The organism is Mesorhizobium sp. STM 4661 (assembly GCF_000359125.1).
Taxonomy (GTDB): Bacteria; Pseudomonadota; Alphaproteobacteria; order Rhizobiales; family Rhizobiaceae; genus Mesorhizobium.
This window is the reverse complement of record NZ_CAAF010000028.1, coordinates 158,873-178,972: the sequence shown is the minus strand read 5'-3', so window position 1 is coordinate 178,972 and position 20,100 is coordinate 158,873. Positions and strand designations below refer to the sequence as shown.

Here is a 20,100-nt window from a genome sequence, read left to right as displayed (position 1 = left end):
TTGCTATGTCGGCGGCAACGCTTCCAGACAAAGGTCAGACGTTCATGTCCCTGCCCGACGACAGCCGCTATCTCCGGGGCGGCCCGGTCGCCCAACGTATCATCGCCGCTGTGCGCGAGGACGCAGCGATCGCGATCGCCGAGGGTTTTCCGCCCAAGCTCGTGTCGATCACCGTCGGCGACACGGCGGCGGTGGATGTTTATGTGCGCAACCAGCGCGCCAAGGCGGCATTGGCCGGCATCGAATTCGAGGAGCGGCGCTTTCCCGCCGACATCACCGCCGGCGAACTGGAAGCGGCGATCCATGGGCTGAACGCCGATCCGCGTGTCACCGGCATCATCATCCAGCGGCCGGTGCCGGCGCATATCCCGATCAAGACGCTGCAGGCGGCGGTGCATCCGCTCAAGGACGTCGAGGGCATGCATCCGGCCTCGATCGGCAACATCGTCTACAACCAGCTCGATCTTGCCCCCTGCACGGCCGCCGCTTCGGTGGAACTGCTCAAGGAGACCGGCCTCGACCTCAAGGGGCTCGAAGTCGTCATCGTCGGCCACTCCGAAATCGTCGGCAAGCCGATCGCCTTCCTGCTGATGAGCGAGGGCGCAACCGTGACGGTCTGCCATCACATGACGCGCTCGGTGGCCGCCCATGCGCGCCGTGCCGATGCGTTGTTCGTGGCCGTCGGCCGGCCGCGATTGATCAAGGCCGACATGGTCAAGCCGGGCGCCGCAGTGATCGACATCGGCATCAATTCGGAGATCGGGCCGGACGGCGAGAGCCGCATCGTCGGCGACGTCGATACCGACAGCGTCAAGGAAGTCGCCTCCTGGATCACGCCGGTGCCGGGCGGTGTCGGCCCGCTCACCGTGGCGATCCTGCTGCGCAACACGATGGTGGCGCTCAGCCGCCAGCGCGCGCTCTACCAGGCGACCTACGGCGTGGTGGACAAGCTCGCGGCGGAATAGGCGCCTGGCCGAGTGGTGGACTTCACTCGGCTGCCAAGATCGCACTGTCTTCCGCAACGCCTTCCGGCTTCGGCCCACCATAGGCCCAGTCGAGCAGTTTTATCGTATGCACGACCGGCAGTTTCGCGGCGGACGCGATCTGGGTGATGCAGCCGATATTGCCGGTGGCGACGACTTCCGCGCCGGTCGCCTCGATGTTTTTCACCTTGCGGTCACGCAGCTTTGCCGAGATCTCGGATTGCAGGATGTTGTAGGTGCCGGCCGAGCCGCAGCATAAATGGCCCTCGCGCGGCTCGCGCACGACGAAGCCGGCCTTGGCCAGCAGCTCTTTCGGCTGGCGGGTGATCTTCTGGCCGTGCTGCATCGAGCAGGCGGAATGATAGGCAACGATGGTGCCGGGCTTGCGCACCGGCTCCGGCAGGTCGAGAACAGCCAGATATTCGGTGATGTCCTTGGCGAGCGCCGAGACGCGCGCCGCCTTGTCGGCATAGGCCGGGTCGAGGCGCAGCATGAAACCGTAATCCTTGATAGTGGTGCCGCAGCCCGACGCCGTGATGACGATGGCATCCAATCCGCCATTCTCGATGGCGCGCGTCCAGGCGTCGACATTGCGCCTCGCTGAGGCAAGGGCAGCCTCCTCCCGCCCCATGTGATGCACCAGCGCGCCGCAGCAGGCCTCGCCCTCAGGCACGACCACCTCGATGCCGAGCCGCGTCAGCAGCGCAATCGTCGTGTCGTTGATGGCCGGATCGAGCACCGATTGGGCGCAGCCGGTGAGGATCGCGACGCGGCCTCTTTTTGCCCCCTGCCCGGCATGGACGCCCGGAGAGGCCATGGGCGATGCTGCGGGTATCGATGCCGGCGCAAGCCTGAGCATCGAGACTAGCGGCTTCAGCGCGGGGATTTTTTCGAACAGACCGATGAATGGCTTGCCCAGCTTAGCCAGTTTCAGCGCGGCGCGGAAGCGCGACGGGTAGGGCAGCACCAAGGCCAGCACGGCGCGCGTCAGCCGATCGAGCAGTGGCCGCCTGTAGGTCTCCTCGATATGAGCGCGGGCATGGTCGACCAGATGCATGTAATTGACGCCCGACGGGCAAGTGGTCATGCAGGCAAGGCAGGACAGGCAGCGGTCGATATGGGTGACGATCTCCCTGTCGGCCGGACGGCCGTTCTCCAGCATGTCCTTGATCAGGTAGATCCGTCCGCGCGGCGAATCCAGCTCGTTGCCGAGCGTCACATAGGTCGGGCAGGTGGCGGTGCAGAAGCCGCAATGCACGCATTTGCGCAGGATCTTCTCCGATTCCGCGACATGCGGATCGGCAAGCTGGGCAAGCGAAAAATTAGTCTGCACTAGAAAATCCTTACTGCCTGACCATGATCTTTTCCGAAAACCGGTCCCCACTTTTCGCTGGCGCGGTCCTTCGGTTCGGGATCATGCTCTATAATCCCAGGAACCAGCTTTCCGGGTTTTTGACAGGCTCGCCGCGCTGCAACGCCTGCAGGCCGAGAATGCAGCGGGCGATGAACCAGACGGCGACGGCGAACATCAGCACGACGCCGACCACCGCCATCATCAGCACCACCGAGATCAGCGCATAGAGCAGGCCGATCCAGAAGGTGCGGATCAGGAAGGTGTAGTGGCTCTCGACAAAGCCGCCTGATTTGCCGCGGTTGATATAGGCCAGAACGATGCCGACAATGCTGGTGATGCCGATGACCAGGCTGGCGAGGTAGAGGATGTAAATGACCAGCGCATTGGTCGGACCTGGTTCCAGCCAGCGGTCGGTCTGGCGCGGCGTGGGCTTGTCGCTCCGGCCGGAATTGATGTCGCTCATTGTGATCCTCCCTCCTCGGTTAGCGGGCCGAGAGTAGCAGAGCCGGCACCCGGCGTCATACGGCCGGGGTTGAGGATCGCCTTGGGGTCGAATTCGGCTTTCAGCCTTGCTGACAGCGCCGCCAACGCCGGCGCCTGTGGTTCGAATACCGGCACGGCGGCGCGATGCGAAGGCGCGGCGCGCACCAGCGTCGCGTGGCCGCCGCCATGTCTCCCGATCAGCCCGCGCAGCAGGTCACCCTCAGGATCGCCATGCTCCATGCGCAACCAGATCAGCCCGCCCTGCCAGTCGTAGAAGGCGTCGACCGCCGCCTGCATGCGCAGCGCCAGCACCATCTGGTGGCCTTGCGACGGCGCCATGGAGACGCGCCATACCGGTTTTTCCGAGCCGTCCGCGAATGGGGCGCAATCCCTGACATTGCGCCAGATGGAATGCGAGGCTTCGCCCGCAATCTCCTCCAGCGGGCCGGCATTGCGGAGCAGATCTTTCAGCGCGGCGACGCGATAGGCGACCGACGGCCCGAAACCCTCGACGCGCAGCAGCGTCGCCGGATTGCCGCCGAGATGGCCGCCGGCAACCCGCGCCGCGACGCGTTCAGGAAGATGTGCAGCGCTCGATACCTCCGCGCTGGAACCCAGCGCCAGCGCCATGGCGGCCGCGGCATGATCGTCGAGCAGGCCGCGTATGGCGAGCGTGACTTCGGTCTCGGCCGCCGGCAGCACCTTGAAGGTGACATCGGTGAACACGGCCAGCGTGCCCCAACTGTTGGCCATCAGCTTGGAGAGATCGTAGCCGGTGACGTTCTTGACGACGCGGCCGCCTGACTTGAAGGCCTCGCCACGGCCGGAAACGGCACTGATGCCGAGGATATGGTCGCGCGCCGCACCTGCCTTCAGCCGGCGCGGACCGGAAAGGTTGGCGGCAAGTGCGCCGCCGATGGTGCCTTTCCCCGGTTTGCCGCCAAGCAGCGGGCCGTAATCCATCGGTTCAAAGGCAAGCTGCTGGCCGTTTTCGGCAAGCAGTGCTTCGATCTCGACGAGCGGCGTTCCGGCCTTGGCCGACAGCACCAGCTCGGCCGGTTCGTAAAGGGTGACGCCGGTGAGTTTGGAAACGTCGAGTGAGTGTTCGCTCTGCTGTGGACGGCCAATGCCGCGCTTGGAGCCATGACCGAGGATTTCGAGCGGCGATTCTTCCGCTGCTGCCCAGGCGACGGTGGAGAGGACCTCGTCTGATGTGGAGGGGGTGAAGGTGGTCATGGCGCCGAACCCAGGTTCCTCGCCCCCGCAAAGCGGGGGAGAGGTGGCTCGGGCGAAGCCCGAGACGGAGAGGGGGCAATCATAGAACGCCACCTCCAACCTTCTTGGCCGCAAAAACGAACCTCAGGTCCGAGGCGATCACGTCTTCGGCCAATCGCCCTTCCAGCGCCGCAAGGACAGTCTCGCAAACGCTCGTCCGGCCCTTGAGTACGTCGACGTTCCAGAACCGCACGACCGAGAACCCTTCGCCACGCATGAATTCATCGCGTCGCCTGTCGTAAGGACTCCCGGCATGCTGACTTCCGTCCAGCTCAACGACCAGCTTTTCGCTTCGGCAGGCGAAGTCGGCGAAATACGGCCCGATCGGCATCTGACGCACGAATTTGTATCCGCCTAGCTTCTTGGCCTTCAGTTCGTTCCAGAGGGTTGCTTCCGCCGGATTGTCGCCATGGCGAAGCGCGCGGGCGCGCGCGATCCTTTCAGGTGAGCGTCGGCTTGGCACGTCGGCCGCAGGCCCCCTCTCCGTCTCGGGCTTCGCCCGAGCCACCTCTCCCCCGCTTCGCGGGGGCGAGGAACCGCCATTGTGAGACGTTGCCATCAAAACCTCGGAATGTCCGGAAACGCCACCTGGCCCCGATGCACATGCATGCGGCCCAGTTCGGCGCAGCGGCGCAGTTGCGGGAAGACCTTGCCGGGATTCAAAAGATGGTTGGGATCGAAGGCGCATTTGACCCGCATCTGCTGGTCGAGGTCGATCTGGTTGAACATTTCCGGCATCAGGTCGCGCTTCTCGACGCCCACCCCGTGCTCGCCGGTCAGGACGCCGCCGACCTTGACGCAGAGCCGCAAGATGTCGGCGCCAAAACTCTCGGCCTTGTCGAGCTCGCCCGGCACATTGGCGTCGTACAGGATCAGCGGGTGCAGATTGCCGTCGCCGGCATGGAAGACATTGGCGACGCCGAGGCCATATTTCTCCGAGAGTTCGCGCATGCCGGCGAGCACGCGCGGCAGTTCCTTGCGTGGGATGGTGCCGTCCATGCAGTAATAGTCGGGCGAGATGCGGCCGACCGCCGGGAAGGCCGCCTTGCGGCCGGCCCAGAAGCTCAGCCGCTCCTGCTCCGACTGCGAGATGCGGCAGGTGGTCGAGCCGTTGCGGTAGGCGATGGCCTCGACAAGGCCGATCAGATGATCGACCTCGACGCCCGGCCCGTCGAGCTCGACGATCAACAGCGCCTCGACATCCAGGGGATAGCCGGCATGGACGAAATCCTCGGCCGCATGGATCGCCGGGCGGTCCATCATCTCCATGCCGCCCGGGATGATGCCGGCGCCGATAATGTCGGCGACGCATTGGCCGCCCTGCTCGCTGGTCGGAAAGCCGATCAGCAGCGCGCGCGCCGTCTCCGGTTTCTTCAGGATGCGCACGGTGACCTCGGTGACGACGCCGAGCAGGCCTTCGGAACCGGTCATCACGCCAAGCAGGTCGTAGCCCTCGCAGTCGAGATGGCTGCCGCCGAGGCGCACCACCTCGCCATTCATCAGCACCATCTCGATGCCGAGGACGTTGTTGGCGGTGAGGCCGTATTTCAGGCAGTGCACGCCACCGGAATTTTCCGCGACATTGCCGCCGATCGAGCAGGCGATCTGGGAGGATGGATCGGGGGCGTAGTAGAAGCCCTCCTGCTCGACGGCGGTGGTGATGCCGAGATTGGTGACGCCCGGCTGGGCGACGACGATGCGATCGGGAAAGTCGATCTCGAGGATACGATTGAACCGGCTCATGACCAGCAGCACCGCGTCTTCGAGCGGCAGCGCGCCGCCGGACAAAGAGGTGCCGGAACCGCGCGGCACGACACGAATGTTGCGATCGTTGCAATATTTCAGCACGCGCGAGACCTGCGCCACCGTTTCCGGCAGCACCACGACCAGCGGCAACTGCCGATAGGCGGTAAGCCCGTCGCTCTCGAAGGCACGCATTGAATTGGCGGCGTCGACGACGCCCTCGCCCGGCACGATGATGCGCATGTCGGCGACGATCTCGTCGCGACGGCGCATCGTGGCATCGTCTGGCTTCGGCATGGCAAGGCCGGACATCAGCAGCCTCCTTCGCTCGACTGGTAAAAATGTTTTACCAGCGACGAGCGTCGGTTGCAAATCCTGCTTTGGGCGAAAACCGGGAACCAATGCCGGGACGGCTTCCGCAGCGGCAATCTGCCGCTGCGGTTTTACCCCTTGTGGGGAGGGTCGCGAACAAAGTGAGCGGGGTGGGGGTCCGCGCGACGAAAGCGCTTTACGAGCACCCCCACCCCGATTCGCTATGCGGATCGACCCTCCCCACAAGGGGGAGGGTAAGGGCGTGGATTACTCGCCCGGCTGCTTGGCCGGCTCGGAGTGCATCCGGCGGACCCGGCGCACGCCCCACCAGACGAGCAGGATGGCCAACGGCACCGAGGCGGCGGTGACGACTTCCGGTGCGATGGCATGGCCGAAGATCGAGGCGCCCTTGGCGACGTAGCTGATGAGGCCGACGACATAGTAGGAGACGGCGGCGACGGACAGGCCTTCCACCGTCTGCTGCAAACGAAGCTGCAAGCGGGCGCGGTTGTTCATCGATGCCAGCAGATCGCGGTTCTGCTTCTCGACCTCGACATCGACCCAGGTGCGCAGCAGCGTGGTGGCGCGGGTGAGCTTGCGCGACAGGTTGGCCTGGCGTTCCTCGACCGAACGACAGGTGCGCATGGCGGGCGCGACGCGCCGCTGCAGGAAACCGCCCCAGGTGTCGTAGCCCGGCACGGCCTCTTCCTCCAGCGCCTCCAGCCGCTCGACGACGATGCCGTCATAGGCGCGGCTGGCGCCGAAGCGGTAGAGGCTGGAGGCGGCGTCGGCCTCGAGTTCGGCGGCAAGCTCGGTCAGGTCGGCAAGCAGCGTCTGGCTGTCGCGGGTCTCTGCCACCTTCATTTCCAGCGTCGTCTGGGCCAGCCTGTCCTCGATGCGGCGGGCGCGGCCCGACAACGTCAGCGCCAACGGCAGGCCGAGCATGGCGAGCGTGCGGTAGGTCTCGATGTCGATCAGCCGCTGCGACAGCGCGCCGGTTCGCGCCGGCGTCAGGCCGCGATCGAGCACCAGCATGCGGGTCAGGCCGTCGCCATCCTGGCGGAAATCGGTGACAATAGCGGCGTTGCCGCGCTCGACCAGCGAGTAGCACAGGCTGGTCGGGTCGAAACCGGCGATCAGCCTCTCGCTCGCCTGCGTCCATTTGCGGATTTCGAGTCTGATGCCTGAAATGACCGTTCCCGGCGGCGAAAATCCGTTGCCGAAGGGAGAGTCCTCCTGCGCCCTGCCGCTTTCGGAAAGCGGCCCTTCCCACAGATAGGTCGAGAATTCCGTGTGCCGCTCCCAGCGCAGCGAGCCCTGGCCCCATTTCATGGCGTGGTGGCGGGCATGACGGTCGGGCGTGGCGATGCCGAGGCGGCGCGACAGTTCGGACAGCACCGCCATGTCGACGCCGGAGCCGCCCTCGGTCATGAAGGAAAGCTGGATCAGAACGCGCGGCTTCTCGACCAGCGGGTGCGGCCGGGCATGAACCTCGCCGAGCGCGCCGGGCCTTCCCTCATGCGCCGGGAAGCCCATGACGGCGCCCTTGGCGCGCGGCTGGAATTCGAGGTTGGACGGATCGTCCGACACGGCTGGTCCCCCTCTTTTTGACCCTGCGTGCAATGGCGTCCTCTAGAGACAATCGCCCGGAGACGCAAACAACAAAGTTTAGCCGAAGGCGATATTGCACCCTGGCGTCGAAACGACCCGATCGGGCGAATTGGATAAATAATTTGACCAGTTGGCGACACTGGCTTTATCCTGCGCGACACCGGTTCAAATTCCCAGGCGCCTCCGTTGAGCGACATTTTCTCCAGGATCGAGCATTCGCGCACCGCCGACGAGGTGGTGCAGCAGATCGAAAACCTGATCCTCGAAGGCGTGCTGCGCACCGGCGACCGGCTGCCCGGCGAGCGCGAGCTGGCGCGCCAGTTCGAAGTGTCGCGGCCGATCCTGCGCGACGCGCTCAAAATGCTCGAAGGCCGCGGGCTTTTGACGACACGGCCGGGTGGCGGCACCCATGTCGCCGACGTCATCGGCCAATTGTTCACCAAGCCGGTGACGGATCTGATCTCCATGCACCGCAAGGCGGTGACCGACTATCTGGAATACCGCCGAGAGATCGAGGCAGTTGCCGCCGAATACGCGGCGCGGCGTGCCACGCCGGATGATCTGGCGCTGCTTGACCGCATCATGGCGCGCATGGACGAAGCGCACCGGACCGGCGACTTCGACGACGAAGCGGAAATCGACGTCGAGTTCCATCATGCGATCTGCGAATGCGCGCACAACATCATCCTTTTGCACACGCTGCGCGCCTGCTACCGGCTGCTGTCCGAAGGCGTGTTCCAGAACCGGCTTCTGGTGTTCAGCGTGCCGGGCGCACGCGAGGCGTTGCTGGCACAGCACCGGGCGATCCATGCCGCCGTGAAGGCCGGCGATCCGGCCGCGGCGCGGCAGGCGGCGATGGACCACATCACCTATGTCGAACGATCAATGGCCGAAGCCGAGCGCAGCGGCGACTGGCAGCGCGTGTCGCGGCTGAGGCTGAGGCAACGCTCCGAAGCCGGCGACATCGAACCCACACGCAAACGCTCCTAGCCATCGAAATAAGCGGGGACCACCATGAGCGACATCCTCACCATCGCCGATCTCAAGAACCTCGCGCGCCGCCGGGTGCCGAAGATGTTCTTCGACTATGCCGATTCCGGCGCCTGGACCGAAAGCACCTACCGCGCCAACGAGGACGATTTCCAGAAAATCAAGTTTCGCCAGCGCGTGCTGGTCGACATGAGCAACCGCTCGCTGGAATCGACCATGATCGGCGAAAAGGTGGCGATGCCGGTGGCGCTGGCGCCGACCGGCCTGACCGGCATGCAGCATGCCGATGGCGAGATGCTGGCGGCGCAGGCGGCGGAGGAATTCGGCGTACCGTTCACGCTCTCGACGATGAGCATCTGTTCGATCGAGGACGTCGCCTCGGTGACGAAGAAGCCGTTCTGGTTCCAGCTTTACGTGCTGCGCGACAAGGACTTCGTGCTCAACCTGATCGACCGGGCGAAGGCGGCGAAATGCTCGGCGCTGGTGCTGACGCTCGACCTGCAGATCCTCGGCCAGCGCCACAAGGATGTCCGCAACGGGCTTACGGCGCCGCCCAAGATGACGCTTGCGAACATTCTCGACATGGCCATCCGCCCGCGCTGGTGCCTGGGAATGGCTGGCACGCCACGCCGGACGTTCCGCAACATTGTCGGCCACGCCAAGGGCGTCGGCGATGTTGCCTCGCTGTCATCATGGACGACGGAGCAGTTCGACCCGCAGCTATCTTGGAAGGATGTCGCCTGGATCAAGGAGCGCTGGGGCGGCAAGCTGATCCTGAAAGGCATCCTCGACAAGGAAGACGCGCTGATGGCGGCCAAGACCGGCGCCGATGCGATCATCGTTTCGAACCATGGCGGACGCCAGCTCGACGGCGCGTCGTCGTCGATCATGGCGCTGGAAGAGATCGCCGATGCGGTCGGCGACACCATCGAAGTGCATATGGATGGCGGCATCCGCTCGGGCCAGGACGTGCTGAAGGCACTGTGCCTCGGCGCCAAGGGCACCTATATCGGCCGGCCCTTCCTTTACGGCCTGGGCGCGCTTGGTAAGGAAGGTGTTACCAAGGCCCTTGATATCATCCGCAAGGAGATGGACATCACACTGGCGCTGTGCGGAAAGCGCCTGGTGACGGACATGGGCAAGGATCAGCTTCGGCGTTAGAGCTTTTCGTAGCCAGACGGAATCATTCAGCGTCCGCATAAATGCGGCAAAACAAATAGTTAGGGCGAGTTGCCGGTTCCAAGAGAACCGGAACCGCTCTAAGAGTCTTTGTGACGGTGACGGTATGATGACGGAGACGACACAAGCATTGACGGAGCCAGGCATCCACTTCCTCGACGCGCGCGGACCTGACGGCGTGCGGCTCTATGCGATCGGCGACGTGCATGGCCGGCTCGATCTGCTGGCCGCCATGCATCGAGGGATCGCGGCGGAGATCAGCAAGGAACGCCCGGCCGACTGGCGTGTCATCCATCTTGGCGACTATGTCGACCGCGGGCCGGCCTCGAAGGGCGTCATCGACTTCCTGATCGAGGTGCGGAAGCGCGATCCGCGTTACCTGATGCTTGCCGGCAACCACGACATCGGCTTTCTCGAATTTCTCGACGCCCCCGAACCGGATGGGCTGTTCATGCGCTACGGTGGCATCCAGACTGCCCAGTCCTATGGCGTGGCGCTGCCCGAGAGCGGCATTTGGTTTAGCAGGGCCGAGGCGGCGCTCCGCCAGAGACACGCCGCACTTGTCGAGGCGGTGCCGAAAAGCCATGTCGACTTCCTGCGGTCGCTGCCGTTTTCACTGACTTTCGGCGACTTCTTCTTCTGTCATGCCGGCATCCGGCCCGGCGTTGCGCTGGAGGAGCAGGACACGCAGGACCTGATGTGGATTCGCGACATCTTCCACAACCATCCCGGCCTCTACCCAAAGATCGTGGTGCACGGCCACACGCCGGTGCCGGAGGCGGAAGTGATGGCCAACCGCGTCAATGTCGACACGCTCGCCTGGCAGTCGGGAAACCTTACCGCGCTCGTCGTTGACGGGGCGGACAAGCGCATTCTGGCGATGTCGGGTGAAAAGGGCTAGAGCAGCGGCTTCTGAGGGGGGCTACGCTCAAGTCGTCGCTTATGGAATGTAGTCCAAGAGCTGGTTTTTGGGCAATCAGCGAAGCGCGGCGGTAACACCGTAACCGTCGACGGCATTGTGGTTGTTGGCAACGTCGCCGGCATAGGTTCCAAGGCCGAAAAGCACGATGGCGGACAGCATGGCAAAGGACAGAAGCGCTGCTTTCACGGACGTCATCTCTTGTTGAGCTTTCTGCATCTGTGCACGAAGACTGTTACGAATCTGTTGAAGAAGCGAGTTACCAAGATCTTTCAAGATTTCGCGCTTCTAGACATTTCCTGTATCGGCCGTGTGTCGCTCAGCGACGAAAAAAGGTTCATCGCGTTGCGCGGAAGATGCAGAGTGCGCGCCTTCTAGGATGGCAGGCGGACACAAGCCAAGGATGAAACAAGCTGTCCACAGCGGATTTTCGCCCGCGTGCTAAATATGCAACGTCCTGTATGGAATCCGAGCGCCGCGCCTTTACGCGCACAAACATCTTCCAGCTAGATAGTCGCCACCCAGGCGCGGGCGATGGCGAGGCCGGCAGCATCGGCCTGCGGTCCGTTGCTGGCCATTTCGTCATCGAGCTTGCCGGCCCAGTCCGGATGCCGGGCGGCGATGAGCGGGGCGAAGGACGTGCTCCAGTCGCGGACCATCGGCCGGTCGGCCTCGAAATGAAACTGGAAGCCGTAGACCGCGCGGCCGATGCGGAACGCCTGGTTCTCGGCGACGTCATTGCCGGCCAGCCGCACGGCGTTTTCAGGCAGCGCAAACGTGTCGTCATGCCATTGGAAGATGGGAAAGTTTTCGGGCAGCGCGCCGAGCACTGGATCGGTCTTGGCATCGGGCGTCAGCGATACGCCACACCAGCCGAATTCATTGGCCGCGCCGATGCGATTCTCGCCGCCAAAGGCGCGGGCGACCAGCTGGCTGCCGAGGCAGATGCCGAGCACGGCGCGGTCCTTGTCGGCGAAATCGCGAGTCAAGTCGAGCAGTGCGGGAAAATAGGGATAGTCGTCGTCGGCCAGCGCATTCTGGCCGCCGCCAAGCACCACCATGGCGTCATGCTGGTCGGCATCCTCCGGCAGGGCTTCGCCTTGATAGGGGCGGCGCAGATCGAGATCGGCGCCCGCTTCAGCGAGTGCGGCGCCGACCTGGCCAAGGCCGGTGTTGTCGTAATTCTGGACCACCAGCACCCGCATCGAAGAAACCTGCTGACATGAAAATGATGTCACGAGCGATATCATGGCGCCGGCGTTCCAGCCAAGATGCGTATTCGGGGAGAAAGCTATGCCACTGCAAAACCGCGTCGATCCGTTCGGCGCCATCCATGCCGTGCCCGAACGCGGCCTGTTTACGGGCAATCGCGGTATCATCCACGATCCTGAGACCAAGACGCTGCTGAAGAAGCGCTGGGCGCTTCAGGCCTGGATCATCTGCGTCTGCAAGTTCCGCGATGTGCGACGCGAGCCGATGGGTAGAAACAGGCCGGGAGGCAAGGCAGGCTGGACCGAGCTGTTTTTCCTCGACGAGGTGACGGCGCTCGCTGCCGGGCATCGGCCCTGCTTCTTCTGCCGGCGCGAACGGGCGACGGATTTCGTCGGGCGCTTTGGCGCGGCCTTCGGCATCGCCGAGCCGCGCGCGCCGATGGTCGACAAGCGGCTGCATCGGGAGCGGCTGGCGTCGGGCGGGCGACCGCCGGCGGCGGATGAGCTTGCCGGGCTGCCGGACGGCGTCATGATTGCCGACGGCGGCATTGCATTTGCCCTGCACAACGGCAAGGCATTGCGCTGGTCGTTTGCCGGCTATAGCGAACCGGTGGGGTTCGATCGCTTTGCCGGCCGGCCGCTCAGCCTGCTTACGCCGGCAACCACTCTTGCCGTGCTGAGGCAAGGCTACGAGCCGGTCTGGCATCCCACCGCCGAGGCTTGACGGCAGCGGCCGGCTCGCCCATTCCTCGACAATGCGCGCCAATTACAAGATGCAGCGGCTGTTCGTGCCGGACGACCTCGGACCCGACATCGAGATCGAAGCGAGCCAGCAGCAAAGCCACTATCTGATGCATGTGCTGCGGCTTGGCGAAGGCGCCGAAATCCTGTTGTTCAACGGCCGCGACGGCGAGTGGTCGGCGACAATCGCCGCCAAGTCGAAAAGGGCGGTACGCTTTAGGGTGCTGACCCTGCAGCGGCCGCAGCCGCCGCTGCCCGATCTCGTCTACTGCTTTGCGCCGCTCAAGCAAGGGCGGCTCGATTATCTCGTGCAGAAGGCGGTCGAAATGGGCGCCGGCATCCTGCAGCCGGTCATCACCCAGCACACGCAAGTGGCAAAGCCCGGCATCGACCGCCTGCGCGCCAATGTCGTCGAGGCGGCCGAACAATGCGGCATATTGGCGGTGCCGGAGTTGCGTGAAGCGGAAAAGTTCGAACGCCTGCTCAACAACTGGGACAGAGAGCGGCGGCTGATCTTCTGCGACGAGGACGCCTCGACCAACAATCCCCTGCCCGCGTTGCAAGGGTTGAGGAAAAGCAAGCTCGGGCTGCTGGTCGGGCCGGAGGGCGGCTTTTCCGACGACGAGCGCAGGATGCTGCGGGCGCTGCCGTTCGTCACCGCCATTCCGCTCGGGCCCCGCATCCTGCGCGCCGACACGGCCGCGGTGGCCGCGCTGGCGGTGATGCAGGCGACGATCGGCGATTGGTGAGAGCCGGCATGAATCAATTCCTCTTGACCTGTGGCTCAGGATTTTTCTCTTGATCGGCTACTGACATTTCGTCCATCTAGCGCCGGCGGTCGTCCGACCGCCTACAGCGCCGTGCGTCCTTTCGGACGCGCAAAGGCCCGCTGTAGCACTTTGATTGGGCATATGATCCCCAGCGAAAATCGAAGCCGATTTTCGGGGTCATGTGCCAAAGGACTTGTCATGGCGCGCGATACAACCGATTTCAGGCCTATTGAAGGCGTCGACGAGCTTGTCGAGTATCTGGCCGAGGGCAACAAGCCGCGCGACAAATGGCGGATCGGCACCGAACACGAAAAATTTCCGTTCTATGTCGACGGCGACGCGCCGGTGCCCTATGGCGGCGAGCGCGGCATACGCGCCATCCTCGAAGGCATGCAGGAGAAACTCGGCTGGGATCCGATCATCGATGACGGCCGCATCATCGGCCTGGTCGAGCCGACCGGCCAAGGGGCGATTTCGCTGGAACCCGGTGGCCAATTCGAGCTGTCCGGCGCGCCGCTGGAAACGATCCACCAGACCTGCCGCGAGGGCAATGCGCATCTGGCGCAGGTGCGCGAGATCGCCGAGCCGATGGGCATCCGTTTTCTCGGCCTCGGCGGCAGCCCGAAATGGTCGCTGGCCGAGACGCCGAAAATGCCGAAGTCGCGCTACGAGATCATGACGCGCTACATGCCCAAGGTCGGCAGCAAGGGCCTCGACATGATGTACCGCACCTGCACCATCCAGGTGAATCTCGACTTCGAGAGCGAGGCGGACATGCGCCGCAAGATGCAGGTGTCGCTGAAGCTGCAGCCGCTGTCGACGGCGCTGTTCGCCAACTCGCCTTTCACCGAAGGCCGGCCCAACGGATTGCAGAGCTGGCGCGGCGACATCTGGCGCGACACCGACAACCAGCGCTCGGGCCTGCTCGAGTTCTGCTTCTCGCCCGATTTCGGCTTTGCCGACTATGTCGAATGGGCGCTCGACGTGCCGATGTATTTCGTCATCCGCGACGGCCACTATCACGACATGACGCATGTCACCTTCCGTCAGTTCATGGCGGGTGCGGCCCGCAACGAGATACCGGACGGGCTGCCGACGATGGGCGACTGGGCGAACCATTTGTCGACTCTGTTCCCCGACGTGCGGCTGAAGCGCTTCCTTGAAATGCGCGGCGCCGATGGCGGGCCGTGGCGGCGCATCTGCGCGCTGCCGGCCTTCTGGGTTGGGTTGCTCTATGACGAGGCAGCGCTCGAGGCAGCCGAAGCGCTGACGTCGAATTGGGCCTATGAAGAGGTGCTGGCGATGCGCAACGCCGTGCCGGAACAAGGCATTTCGGCGCCCTTCCGCAACAGCACCTTGCGCGAGATCGCCCGCGACGTGCTCGTCATCTCGCGCACGGGACTGAAGAACCGCGACCGGAAGAACCGCGACGGCTACGACGAAACCTCATTCCTCAACACATTGGACGAAGTCGTCGCGCGCGGCACGACCAGTGCCGAGGAGATGCTCTCCGCCTATCATACGCGCTGGGGTGGGTCGATCGAGCCGGTGTTCATGGAATATGCGTATTGACGTTTCGCTATCCGCTTGGCCGACTACTCGGCAGAAGTCGCTTCAAACGGTCATGGAAACGAACTAGACTTCTCCAACGAGGATTTTCCCGAGGAGAAATCAATGCCTTCCTTGTTCGACATTCTGGCGCAGTCCCAGAACGGCAATGGCATGCAGGCGCTTGCCCAACAGTTCGGGCTTTCGCAACAGCAGACGCAGTCGGCGGTCGAGGCGCTGCTGCCTGCCTTTTCACAAGGGCTGAAGCGCAACACGTCCGACCCTTATGGGCTCGGCTCCTTCGTGACGGCGATGGCCAGCGGCCAGCACGCCAAATATTTCGAGAACCCGGCAGCGGCCTTTTCGCAACCTGGTGTCGACGAAGGCAACGGCATTCTCGGGCACCTGTTCGGCTCGAAGGATCTGTCCCGCGCCGTTGCCAGTCAGGCCGCGCAGGCGAGCGGCGTCAGCCAGCAGGTCTTGCAGCAGATGCTGCCCTCGGTCGCTTCCATGGTCATGGGCGGACTGTTCAAGCAGACCAACAACCAGATGCAGGCGGCCGGCGGCTTCGGCGGCAGCGGCAATCCGCTCGGCGAACTCATCGAGCAGATGATGCGACAAGCGGGCGGCGGCGCCCAGGCTCCACAGCAACGCCAGGCGCCGCAGCCTGCAAGCCCGGTCGACAATCCGCTTGGCAAGGTGCTGCAGGACATTTTCGGCGGTGGTGGCCAGCAGCCACAAGGCCAGCCACAGCAGACACAGAACCCCATGGGCGACAATCCGCTCGGCAGGGTGCTGCAGGACATGTTCGGCGGTGGTGGCCAGCAGCCGCAAGGCCAACCGCAGCAGACGCAGAACCCCATGGGCGACAATCCGCTCGGCAAGGTGCTGCAGGATATGTTTGGCGGCGGTGCGCAGCAGCCGCAGGGCCGGACGCAGCAGACGCAGAACCCCATGGGCGACAATCCGCTCGGCAAGGTGCTGCAGGACATGTTCGGCGGCGGCCAAGGAGGTGGAATGGCTGGTGGGCAGCCGGCGCCGCAGCAGCGCCAGGCGCCGCAGCCGGCGCCCAATCCGAGCGGCAGGCCGAGCAATCCATTCGACGATCTGTTCGGCAAGATGTTCGAGACGGGTGCGCAGCAGCGCGACGACTACCAGAAGGGCATGGAGTCGATCTTCGACCAGTTCAAGCAAGGAATGGGTCGGCGATAGGATTGCCGGCGTCCTGGTCGGCATGCTGTGAGCAAGAGACTGGAACAGATGCGCCGCAACCCTCGCGGCGATTGGTCGATAACGGATGTAAAAGCAGTTTGTGACGAGGCCGGCGTCCAATGCATGCCGCCGAGGTCAGGTGGATCGCATTACAAGGTCTATCATTCCGCGATGGCTGACATTTTGACCGTGCCTTTCAAACGTCCTATCAAACCCGTATATATTCGGAAACTCGTGGCATTCATCGACGAGGCAAAGAGACATGACGGACAGACTTGAATATCCGGTTGTCATCGCGCCGCTCTCTGCAGAAGACGGGGGCGGATTTTCGGCCCTGGTACCTGATTTACCAGGCTGCATAAGTGACGGCGACACTCCTGAAGAGGCCATCGCGAATGTCCAGGACGCCATCGCGAGCTGGATAGAAGCCGCGCATGAGCTGGGCAGATCGATACCAAGGCCGTCGCGAAAGCTGGCGTTCGCCTGACCTCAAGAAAGAAAATGCCCGGTCCTCGCGGGACCGGGCGGGATGCAGGCGGCCGGGGGGATCCGGCAGGGAGTGGGAGCCTGCGATAGTCTTTGGTGACGTCGAACCTCAAAAGGTTCAACGCGACCGAAACAGCAACGCGATCAGGCCACCTTGCGGGCCAGATCCTCGATCGTGTCCGCGCGGTCGGCGGCGATCGCACGCAACCTGACCGTCGGATCGCGGCCGAACGGCACATTGGCGACGTGTAGGTCGGCGCGCGTCAAGCCGATGTCGGCGAGTTCGGCGTCGGACATCTCGCCAAGGCGATAAAAGGCGCGGCGATTTTTCCAGGCCTGGTAGGCATTGGCGACTGCATTGGCCACGCGCGTCGCAACGGCCGGACGCGTGGTGATGCGCGAGGTCTCGGTAGCGAAATCATACGTGGTCATGTCGATCTCCTTCGGATTCGAACGGACGAAACAGGCCGATCGGCGCTGATAACAGCGGCCGCTCCGGTCCCGATTCACTTAAAGTGATGCATGTCGTTGTCCCAAAACCGGTGCCCACTTTTGGGCGACATGCAGTGGCTTCATGTGGATAGTGCTAATTTGCCATCACTCGATTGATTAATCCAACGAATGTTTCTAATCCTAGGCATCAACACTAGTGATGGATTGGACCGATGAAAGCGCCACTCGATCTCGATCAGTTGCAGACCTTCATCTCGATCGCCGACACCGGCAGCTTCACCCGCGCAGCCGAAGAAGTGCACCGCACCCAGTCGGCGGTGTCCATGCAGATGCGCCGGCTGGAAGAGCGGATCGGCAAGCCGCTGTTCCAAAAGGACGGGCGCACCAACAGGCTGACCGAGGAAGGCGACAGGCTGCTCTCCTACGCAAGACGGATGCTGTTCCTCAACCGGGAAACGCTGGCCGCCTTCGATGACCGGCGGCTCGAAGGCACGATCCGCATCGGCACGCCGGACGACTATGCCGATCGCTTCCTGCCCGAGATCATGGCGCGGTTCGCACGCTCCAATCCGCGTGTCGAGCTGACCGTGATCTGCGAGCCGACACCGGGGCTGGTCGAGCATATCAAGCGCGGCAATCTCGATCTGGCCTTGGTGACGCACAATGATGCGCACGGCCAATCGGAAGTGGTGCGGCGCGAGCCGTTGCTATGGGTCACCTCGGCCAACCATGCGACACACGAGCAGGACGTACTACCAATGGCTTTCGGCCGGCCGAACTGCATCTGGCGACGCGCCGCCGTCGATGTGCTCGACCGGCAGAACCGCGACTATCGCATCCTGTTCACCAGCTTCTCGGCAACCGTCATCACCGCTGCCGTGCTGTCCGGCCTGGCAATCTCGGTGCTGCCGGAATGCGCGCTCAGGCCCGGCATGCGGGTGCTGGGCGATGCCGACGGGTTCGGCGTCCTGCCCGATTGCCGCATCGGCATCATGCGTGGCCAGACATCGCGACCGGAGATCGTCGACGCGCTGGCCCGCCATATCTCGGAAAGCCTGGACAATATTTCGGTGCCGCTTGGCGAAGAGACGGGAACCTTCGACTTCGCCGCGCTCGCCTTTTCGAAGATGAAGCGGAGCAAGCCGAACCAGATCCTGCCGGGCTGGTGAGACAGATGTCGGCATCAGCCGCCTTGACGCGGGCGGACAACCGTCTCTCAATCGGTCCATGAGCGACGCTACATCCGAATCACGCACCAACGCCACCGAATACACGGTGAGCGATATCTCCGGCGCGCTGAAGCGCACGGTCGAGGATGTCTTCGGCAATGTGCGGGTGCGGGGCGAAATATCAGGCTATCGCGGGCCGCATTCTTCCGGCCATGCCTATTTCGCGCTGAAGGACGACCGCGCGCGGCTCGATGCCGTGGTGTGGAAGACCACGATGAGCCGGCTGAAATTCCGTCCCGAAGAAGGCATGGAGGTGATCGCCACCGGCAGGCTCACCACCTATCCGGGAAAGTCCAACTACCAGATCGTCATCGACAATCTCGAACCCGCCGGCGCCGGCGCACTGATGGCCCTGCTGGAGGAGCGCAAGCGCCGGCTGCAGGCCGAAGGCCTGTTCGATGCCGGGCGCAAGCGGCGGCTGCCGTTCATGCCGCGCGTCATCGGCGTCATCACCTCGCCGACAGGTTCGGTCATCCGCGACATCATCCACCGCATCAAGGACCGGTTTCCGCTTCATGTGCTTGTCTGGCCGGTCAGGGTGCAGGGCGAGACGACGGCCAAGGAAGTGACCGCCGCCGTCAACGGCTTCAACGCGCTTGCCAGGGATGGCGCCGTACCGCATCCCGACCTGTTGATCGTGGCGCGCGGCGGCGGCAGCCTCGAGGACCTCTGGGGGTTCAACGACGAAGCGCTCGCCCGCGCCGCGGCTGCCTCACGCATTCCGCTGATTTCCGCCGTCGGCCATGAGACGGACTGGACGCTGATCGACCTGGTGGCGGATGTGCGGGCGCCGACGCCGACGGGTGCAGCCGAAATTGCCGTGCCGGTCAAAGCTGATCTCGAAGCGACGCTTGCGAGTCTCGGCGCGCGGCTCAAGGCTGCCGTCTCGCGCAATTTCGAACGCAAGCGGCAGGTCGTGCGCGCGGCGGCCCGTGCGCTGCCCTCGCCCGACCAGTTGCTGGCGCTGCCGCGCCGACGCTTCGACGAGGCGACGAGCCGACTCGGCCGGGCGCTGTCGGTCAGCATCGAGCGCAAGCGGGCCAGGCTGCAAGGACAAAGGCTGACGCCGGCTACCTTGTCGCGACGCATGAACGAGGCCCGCACGCTGACCGGCCGCGACCTCGCCCGCGCGCAGGCTGCCTTCTTCGCCATCGTGCGCGAGCGGCGGGCGCGGTTTTCGCGCAACGCGGCGCGGCTGTCGCCCGCGCCGATTGCAAGGCGGCAGAAATTGCAGGCGGATGCGCTGACGAGGCTGACGCGGCGACAGGACCAGGCGATTTCGCGGCGGCTGGACCGCCTGCGCGGGAAACTGACCCAAGCCGACCGGCTGCTGGCGACGCTCTCGCACAAGGCCGTGCTGGCGCGGGGCTTCGCCCTGGTGAAGGACGCCGACGGCGCGGTGGTCAAGCACGCGGCGGAGGTGGCGCCGGGGATGGCGCTTTCGCTGGAGTTCGCCGACGGCGCCGCGGATGCCATTGCCACCAGCGGTACGGCAACACCGACCGGCGGTACGGCACAACCGGCAAGACCGAAGGCAATTGCGAGACCGGCCGCCAAATCCAGGGAGCCTGGCAACCAGGGTTCCCTTTTCTGAACAGCCA

20 protein-coding genes are annotated in these 20,100 nt (G+C 64.2%); 11 read left to right on the top strand and 9 right to left on the bottom strand.

Going from position 1 to position 20,100, the window contains the following annotated elements; translation table 11 throughout:
• The first annotated feature begins 44 nt into the window (after positions 1-44).
• Positions 45-965 (top strand): bifunctional 5,10-methylenetetrahydrofolate dehydrogenase/5,10-methenyltetrahydrofolate cyclohydrolase, encoded by a 921-nt coding sequence (locus MESS4_RS09735; protein WP_006329426.1) that lies wholly within the window; start codon positions 45-47, stop codon positions 963-965.
• A 22-nt stretch (positions 966-987) separates the two neighbouring features.
• Here the strand turns inward: MESS4_RS09735 and glcF are convergent, their stop codons facing one another.
• From glcF to MESS4_RS09705, 6 genes are all read right to left on the bottom strand, one after another.
• Positions 988-2,316, bottom strand: coding sequence for a glycolate oxidase subunit GlcF (gene glcF, locus MESS4_RS09730; RefSeq protein ID WP_006329424.1), 1,329 nt, complete (start codon positions 2,314-2,316; stop codon positions 988-990).
• Positions 2,317-2,404: 88 nt separating this feature from the next.
• On the bottom strand, positions 2,405-2,800 hold the full coding sequence (locus MESS4_RS09725; protein WP_006329421.1) for a DUF4870 domain-containing protein: 396 nt from the start codon (positions 2,798-2,800) through the stop codon (positions 2,405-2,407).
• Positions 2,797-4,056: an FAD-binding protein gene (locus MESS4_RS09720; RefSeq protein WP_006329419.1), complete on the bottom strand. Its 1,260-nt coding sequence runs from the start codon at positions 4,054-4,056 to the stop codon at positions 2,797-2,799. Before MESS4_RS09720 ends, MESS4_RS09725 begins: the two co-directional genes overlap by 4 nt.
• 79 nt (positions 4,057-4,135) lie before the next feature.
• Positions 4,136-4,603 (bottom strand): DUF559 domain-containing protein, encoded by a 468-nt coding sequence (locus MESS4_RS09715; protein WP_006329418.1) that lies wholly within the window; start codon positions 4,601-4,603, stop codon positions 4,136-4,138.
• Positions 4,604-4,653: 50 nt separating this feature from the next.
• Positions 4,654-6,150, bottom strand: coding sequence for an FAD-linked oxidase C-terminal domain-containing protein (locus tag MESS4_RS09710; protein WP_006329414.1), 1,497 nt, complete (start codon positions 6,148-6,150; stop codon positions 4,654-4,656).
• A 267-nt stretch (positions 6,151-6,417) separates the two neighbouring features.
• Positions 6,418-7,740: a DUF3422 family protein gene (locus MESS4_RS09705; protein ID WP_006329409.1), complete on the bottom strand. Its 1,323-nt coding sequence runs from the start codon at positions 7,738-7,740 to the stop codon at positions 6,418-6,420.
• Between the two features lie 207 nt (positions 7,741-7,947).
• Between MESS4_RS09705 and MESS4_RS09700 the strand changes: the two genes are divergently transcribed.
• The 3 genes from MESS4_RS09700 to MESS4_RS09690 all read left to right on the top strand — a co-directional run bounded on the left by MESS4_RS09700 (position 7,948) and on the right by MESS4_RS09690 (position 10,831).
• Positions 7,948-8,751 (top strand): FCD domain-containing protein, encoded by an 804-nt coding sequence (locus MESS4_RS09700; protein WP_006329406.1) that lies wholly within the window; start codon positions 7,948-7,950, stop codon positions 8,749-8,751.
• 24 nt (positions 8,752-8,775) lie between these two features.
• Positions 8,776-9,912 (top strand): alpha-hydroxy acid oxidase, encoded by a 1,137-nt coding sequence (locus MESS4_RS09695; protein ID WP_006329405.1) that lies wholly within the window; start codon positions 8,776-8,778, stop codon positions 9,910-9,912.
• Positions 9,913-10,036: 124 nt separating this feature from the next.
• A complete protein-coding gene (locus MESS4_RS09690) occupies positions 10,037-10,831 on the top strand; it encodes a metallophosphoesterase (protein ID WP_244441096.1) in 795 nt (264 codons plus the stop codon).
• 75 nt (positions 10,832-10,906) lie between these two features.
• Here the strand turns inward: MESS4_RS09690 and MESS4_RS34970 are convergent, their stop codons facing one another.
• Together MESS4_RS34970 and MESS4_RS09685 are read right to left on the bottom strand one after the other, a co-directional pair.
• Positions 10,907-11,038, bottom strand: coding sequence for a hypothetical protein (locus MESS4_RS34970; protein ID WP_006329401.1), 132 nt, complete (start codon positions 11,036-11,038; stop codon positions 10,907-10,909).
• A 317-nt stretch (positions 11,039-11,355) separates the two neighbouring features.
• Complete coding sequence (locus MESS4_RS09685) at positions 11,356-12,054, bottom strand: GMP synthase (protein ID WP_006329398.1); 699 nt, start codon at positions 12,052-12,054, stop codon at positions 11,356-11,358.
• Positions 12,055-12,142: 88 nt separating this feature from the next.
• Between MESS4_RS09685 and MESS4_RS09680 the strand changes: the two genes are divergently transcribed.
• From MESS4_RS09680 to MESS4_RS32000, 5 genes are all read left to right on the top strand, one after another.
• Positions 12,143-12,784, top strand: a complete 642-nt coding sequence (locus MESS4_RS09680) for a hypothetical protein (RefSeq protein ID WP_006329397.1) — start codon at positions 12,143-12,145, stop codon at positions 12,782-12,784.
• A 31-nt stretch (positions 12,785-12,815) separates the two neighbouring features.
• Positions 12,816-13,550 carry a 16S rRNA (uracil(1498)-N(3))-methyltransferase gene (locus MESS4_RS09675; RefSeq protein WP_006329396.1) on the top strand — a complete coding sequence of 245 codons (735 nt, stop codon included), beginning with the start codon at positions 12,816-12,818 and terminating at the stop codon, positions 13,548-13,550.
• 219 nt (positions 13,551-13,769) lie between these two features.
• A complete protein-coding gene (locus MESS4_RS09670; protein WP_006329395.1) occupies positions 13,770-15,143 on the top strand; it encodes a glutamate--cysteine ligase in 1,374 nt (457 codons plus the stop codon).
• A gap of 102 nt (positions 15,144-15,245) precedes the next feature.
• Positions 15,246-16,331: a DUF937 domain-containing protein gene (locus tag MESS4_RS09665; RefSeq protein WP_006329394.1), complete on the top strand. Its 1,086-nt coding sequence runs from the start codon at positions 15,246-15,248 to the stop codon at positions 16,329-16,331.
• A 262-nt stretch (positions 16,332-16,593) separates the two neighbouring features.
• Entirely contained in the window at positions 16,594-16,818 is a 225-nt protein-coding gene (locus MESS4_RS32000; RefSeq protein WP_006329392.1) for a type II toxin-antitoxin system HicB family antitoxin, read from the top strand.
• A 143-nt stretch (positions 16,819-16,961) separates the two neighbouring features.
• Here MESS4_RS32000 and MESS4_RS09655 read toward each other — a convergent pair whose 3' ends face one another.
• On the bottom strand, positions 16,962-17,249 hold the full coding sequence (locus MESS4_RS09655) for a DUF1127 domain-containing protein (RefSeq protein WP_006329391.1): 288 nt from the start codon (positions 17,247-17,249) through the stop codon (positions 16,962-16,964).
• A gap of 233 nt (positions 17,250-17,482) precedes the next feature.
• Here MESS4_RS09655 and MESS4_RS09650 point away from each other — a divergent pair, with 233 nt between their 5' ends.
• Together MESS4_RS09650 and xseA are read left to right on the top strand one after the other, a co-directional pair.
• Positions 17,483-18,439, top strand: a complete 957-nt coding sequence (locus MESS4_RS09650; protein WP_006329390.1) for a LysR substrate-binding domain-containing protein — start codon at positions 17,483-17,485, stop codon at positions 18,437-18,439.
• A gap of 58 nt (positions 18,440-18,497) precedes the next feature.
• Positions 18,498-20,093 (top strand): exodeoxyribonuclease VII large subunit, encoded by a 1,596-nt coding sequence (xseA, locus tag MESS4_RS09645; RefSeq protein ID WP_006329389.1) that lies wholly within the window; start codon positions 18,498-18,500, stop codon positions 20,091-20,093.
• Positions 20,094-20,100: the final 7 nt, after the last annotated feature.

What these genes read in the sequence shown, in the direction of transcription:
- MESS4_RS09725 (WP_006329421.1), bottom strand. Translation starts at nt 2,800, where the DNA reads ATGAGCGACATCAATTCCGGCCGGAGCGACAAGCCCACGCCGCGCCAG.
- MESS4_RS09655 (WP_006329391.1), bottom strand. Translation starts at nt 17,249, where the DNA reads ATGACCACGTATGATTTCGCTACCGAGACCTCGCGCATCACCACGCGT.
- MESS4_RS09735 (WP_006329426.1), top strand. Translation starts at nt 45, where the DNA reads ATGTCCCTGCCCGACGACAGCCGCTATCTCCGGGGCGGCCCGGTCGCC.
- MESS4_RS09710 (WP_006329414.1), bottom strand. Translation starts at nt 6,150, where the DNA reads ATGTCCGGCCTTGCCATGCCGAAGCCAGACGATGCCACGATGCGCCGT.
- MESS4_RS09665 (WP_006329394.1), top strand. Translation starts at nt 15,246, where the DNA reads ATGCCTTCCTTGTTCGACATTCTGGCGCAGTCCCAGAACGGCAATGGC.
- xseA (WP_006329389.1), top strand. Translation starts at nt 18,498, where the DNA reads ATGAGCGACGCTACATCCGAATCACGCACCAACGCCACCGAATACACG.
- MESS4_RS09695 (WP_006329405.1), top strand. Translation starts at nt 8,776, where the DNA reads ATGAGCGACATCCTCACCATCGCCGATCTCAAGAACCTCGCGCGCCGC.
- MESS4_RS09685 (WP_006329398.1), bottom strand. Translation starts at nt 12,054, where the DNA reads ATGCGGGTGCTGGTGGTCCAGAATTACGACAACACCGGCCTTGGCCAG.
- MESS4_RS09680 (WP_006329397.1), top strand. Translation starts at nt 12,143, where the DNA reads ATGCCACTGCAAAACCGCGTCGATCCGTTCGGCGCCATCCATGCCGTG.
- MESS4_RS09675 (WP_006329396.1), top strand. Translation starts at nt 12,816, where the DNA reads ATGCGCGCCAATTACAAGATGCAGCGGCTGTTCGTGCCGGACGACCTC.
- MESS4_RS09650 (WP_006329390.1), top strand. Translation starts at nt 17,483, where the DNA reads ATGAAAGCGCCACTCGATCTCGATCAGTTGCAGACCTTCATCTCGATC.
- MESS4_RS09690 (WP_244441096.1), top strand. Translation starts at nt 10,037, where the DNA reads ATGATGACGGAGACGACACAAGCATTGACGGAGCCAGGCATCCACTTC.
- MESS4_RS09720 (WP_006329419.1), bottom strand. Translation starts at nt 4,056, where the DNA reads ATGACCACCTTCACCCCCTCCACATCAGACGAGGTCCTCTCCACCGTC.
- MESS4_RS09670 (WP_006329395.1), top strand. Translation starts at nt 13,770, where the DNA reads ATGGCGCGCGATACAACCGATTTCAGGCCTATTGAAGGCGTCGACGAG.
- MESS4_RS32000 (WP_006329392.1), top strand. Translation starts at nt 16,594, where the DNA reads ATGACGGACAGACTTGAATATCCGGTTGTCATCGCGCCGCTCTCTGCA.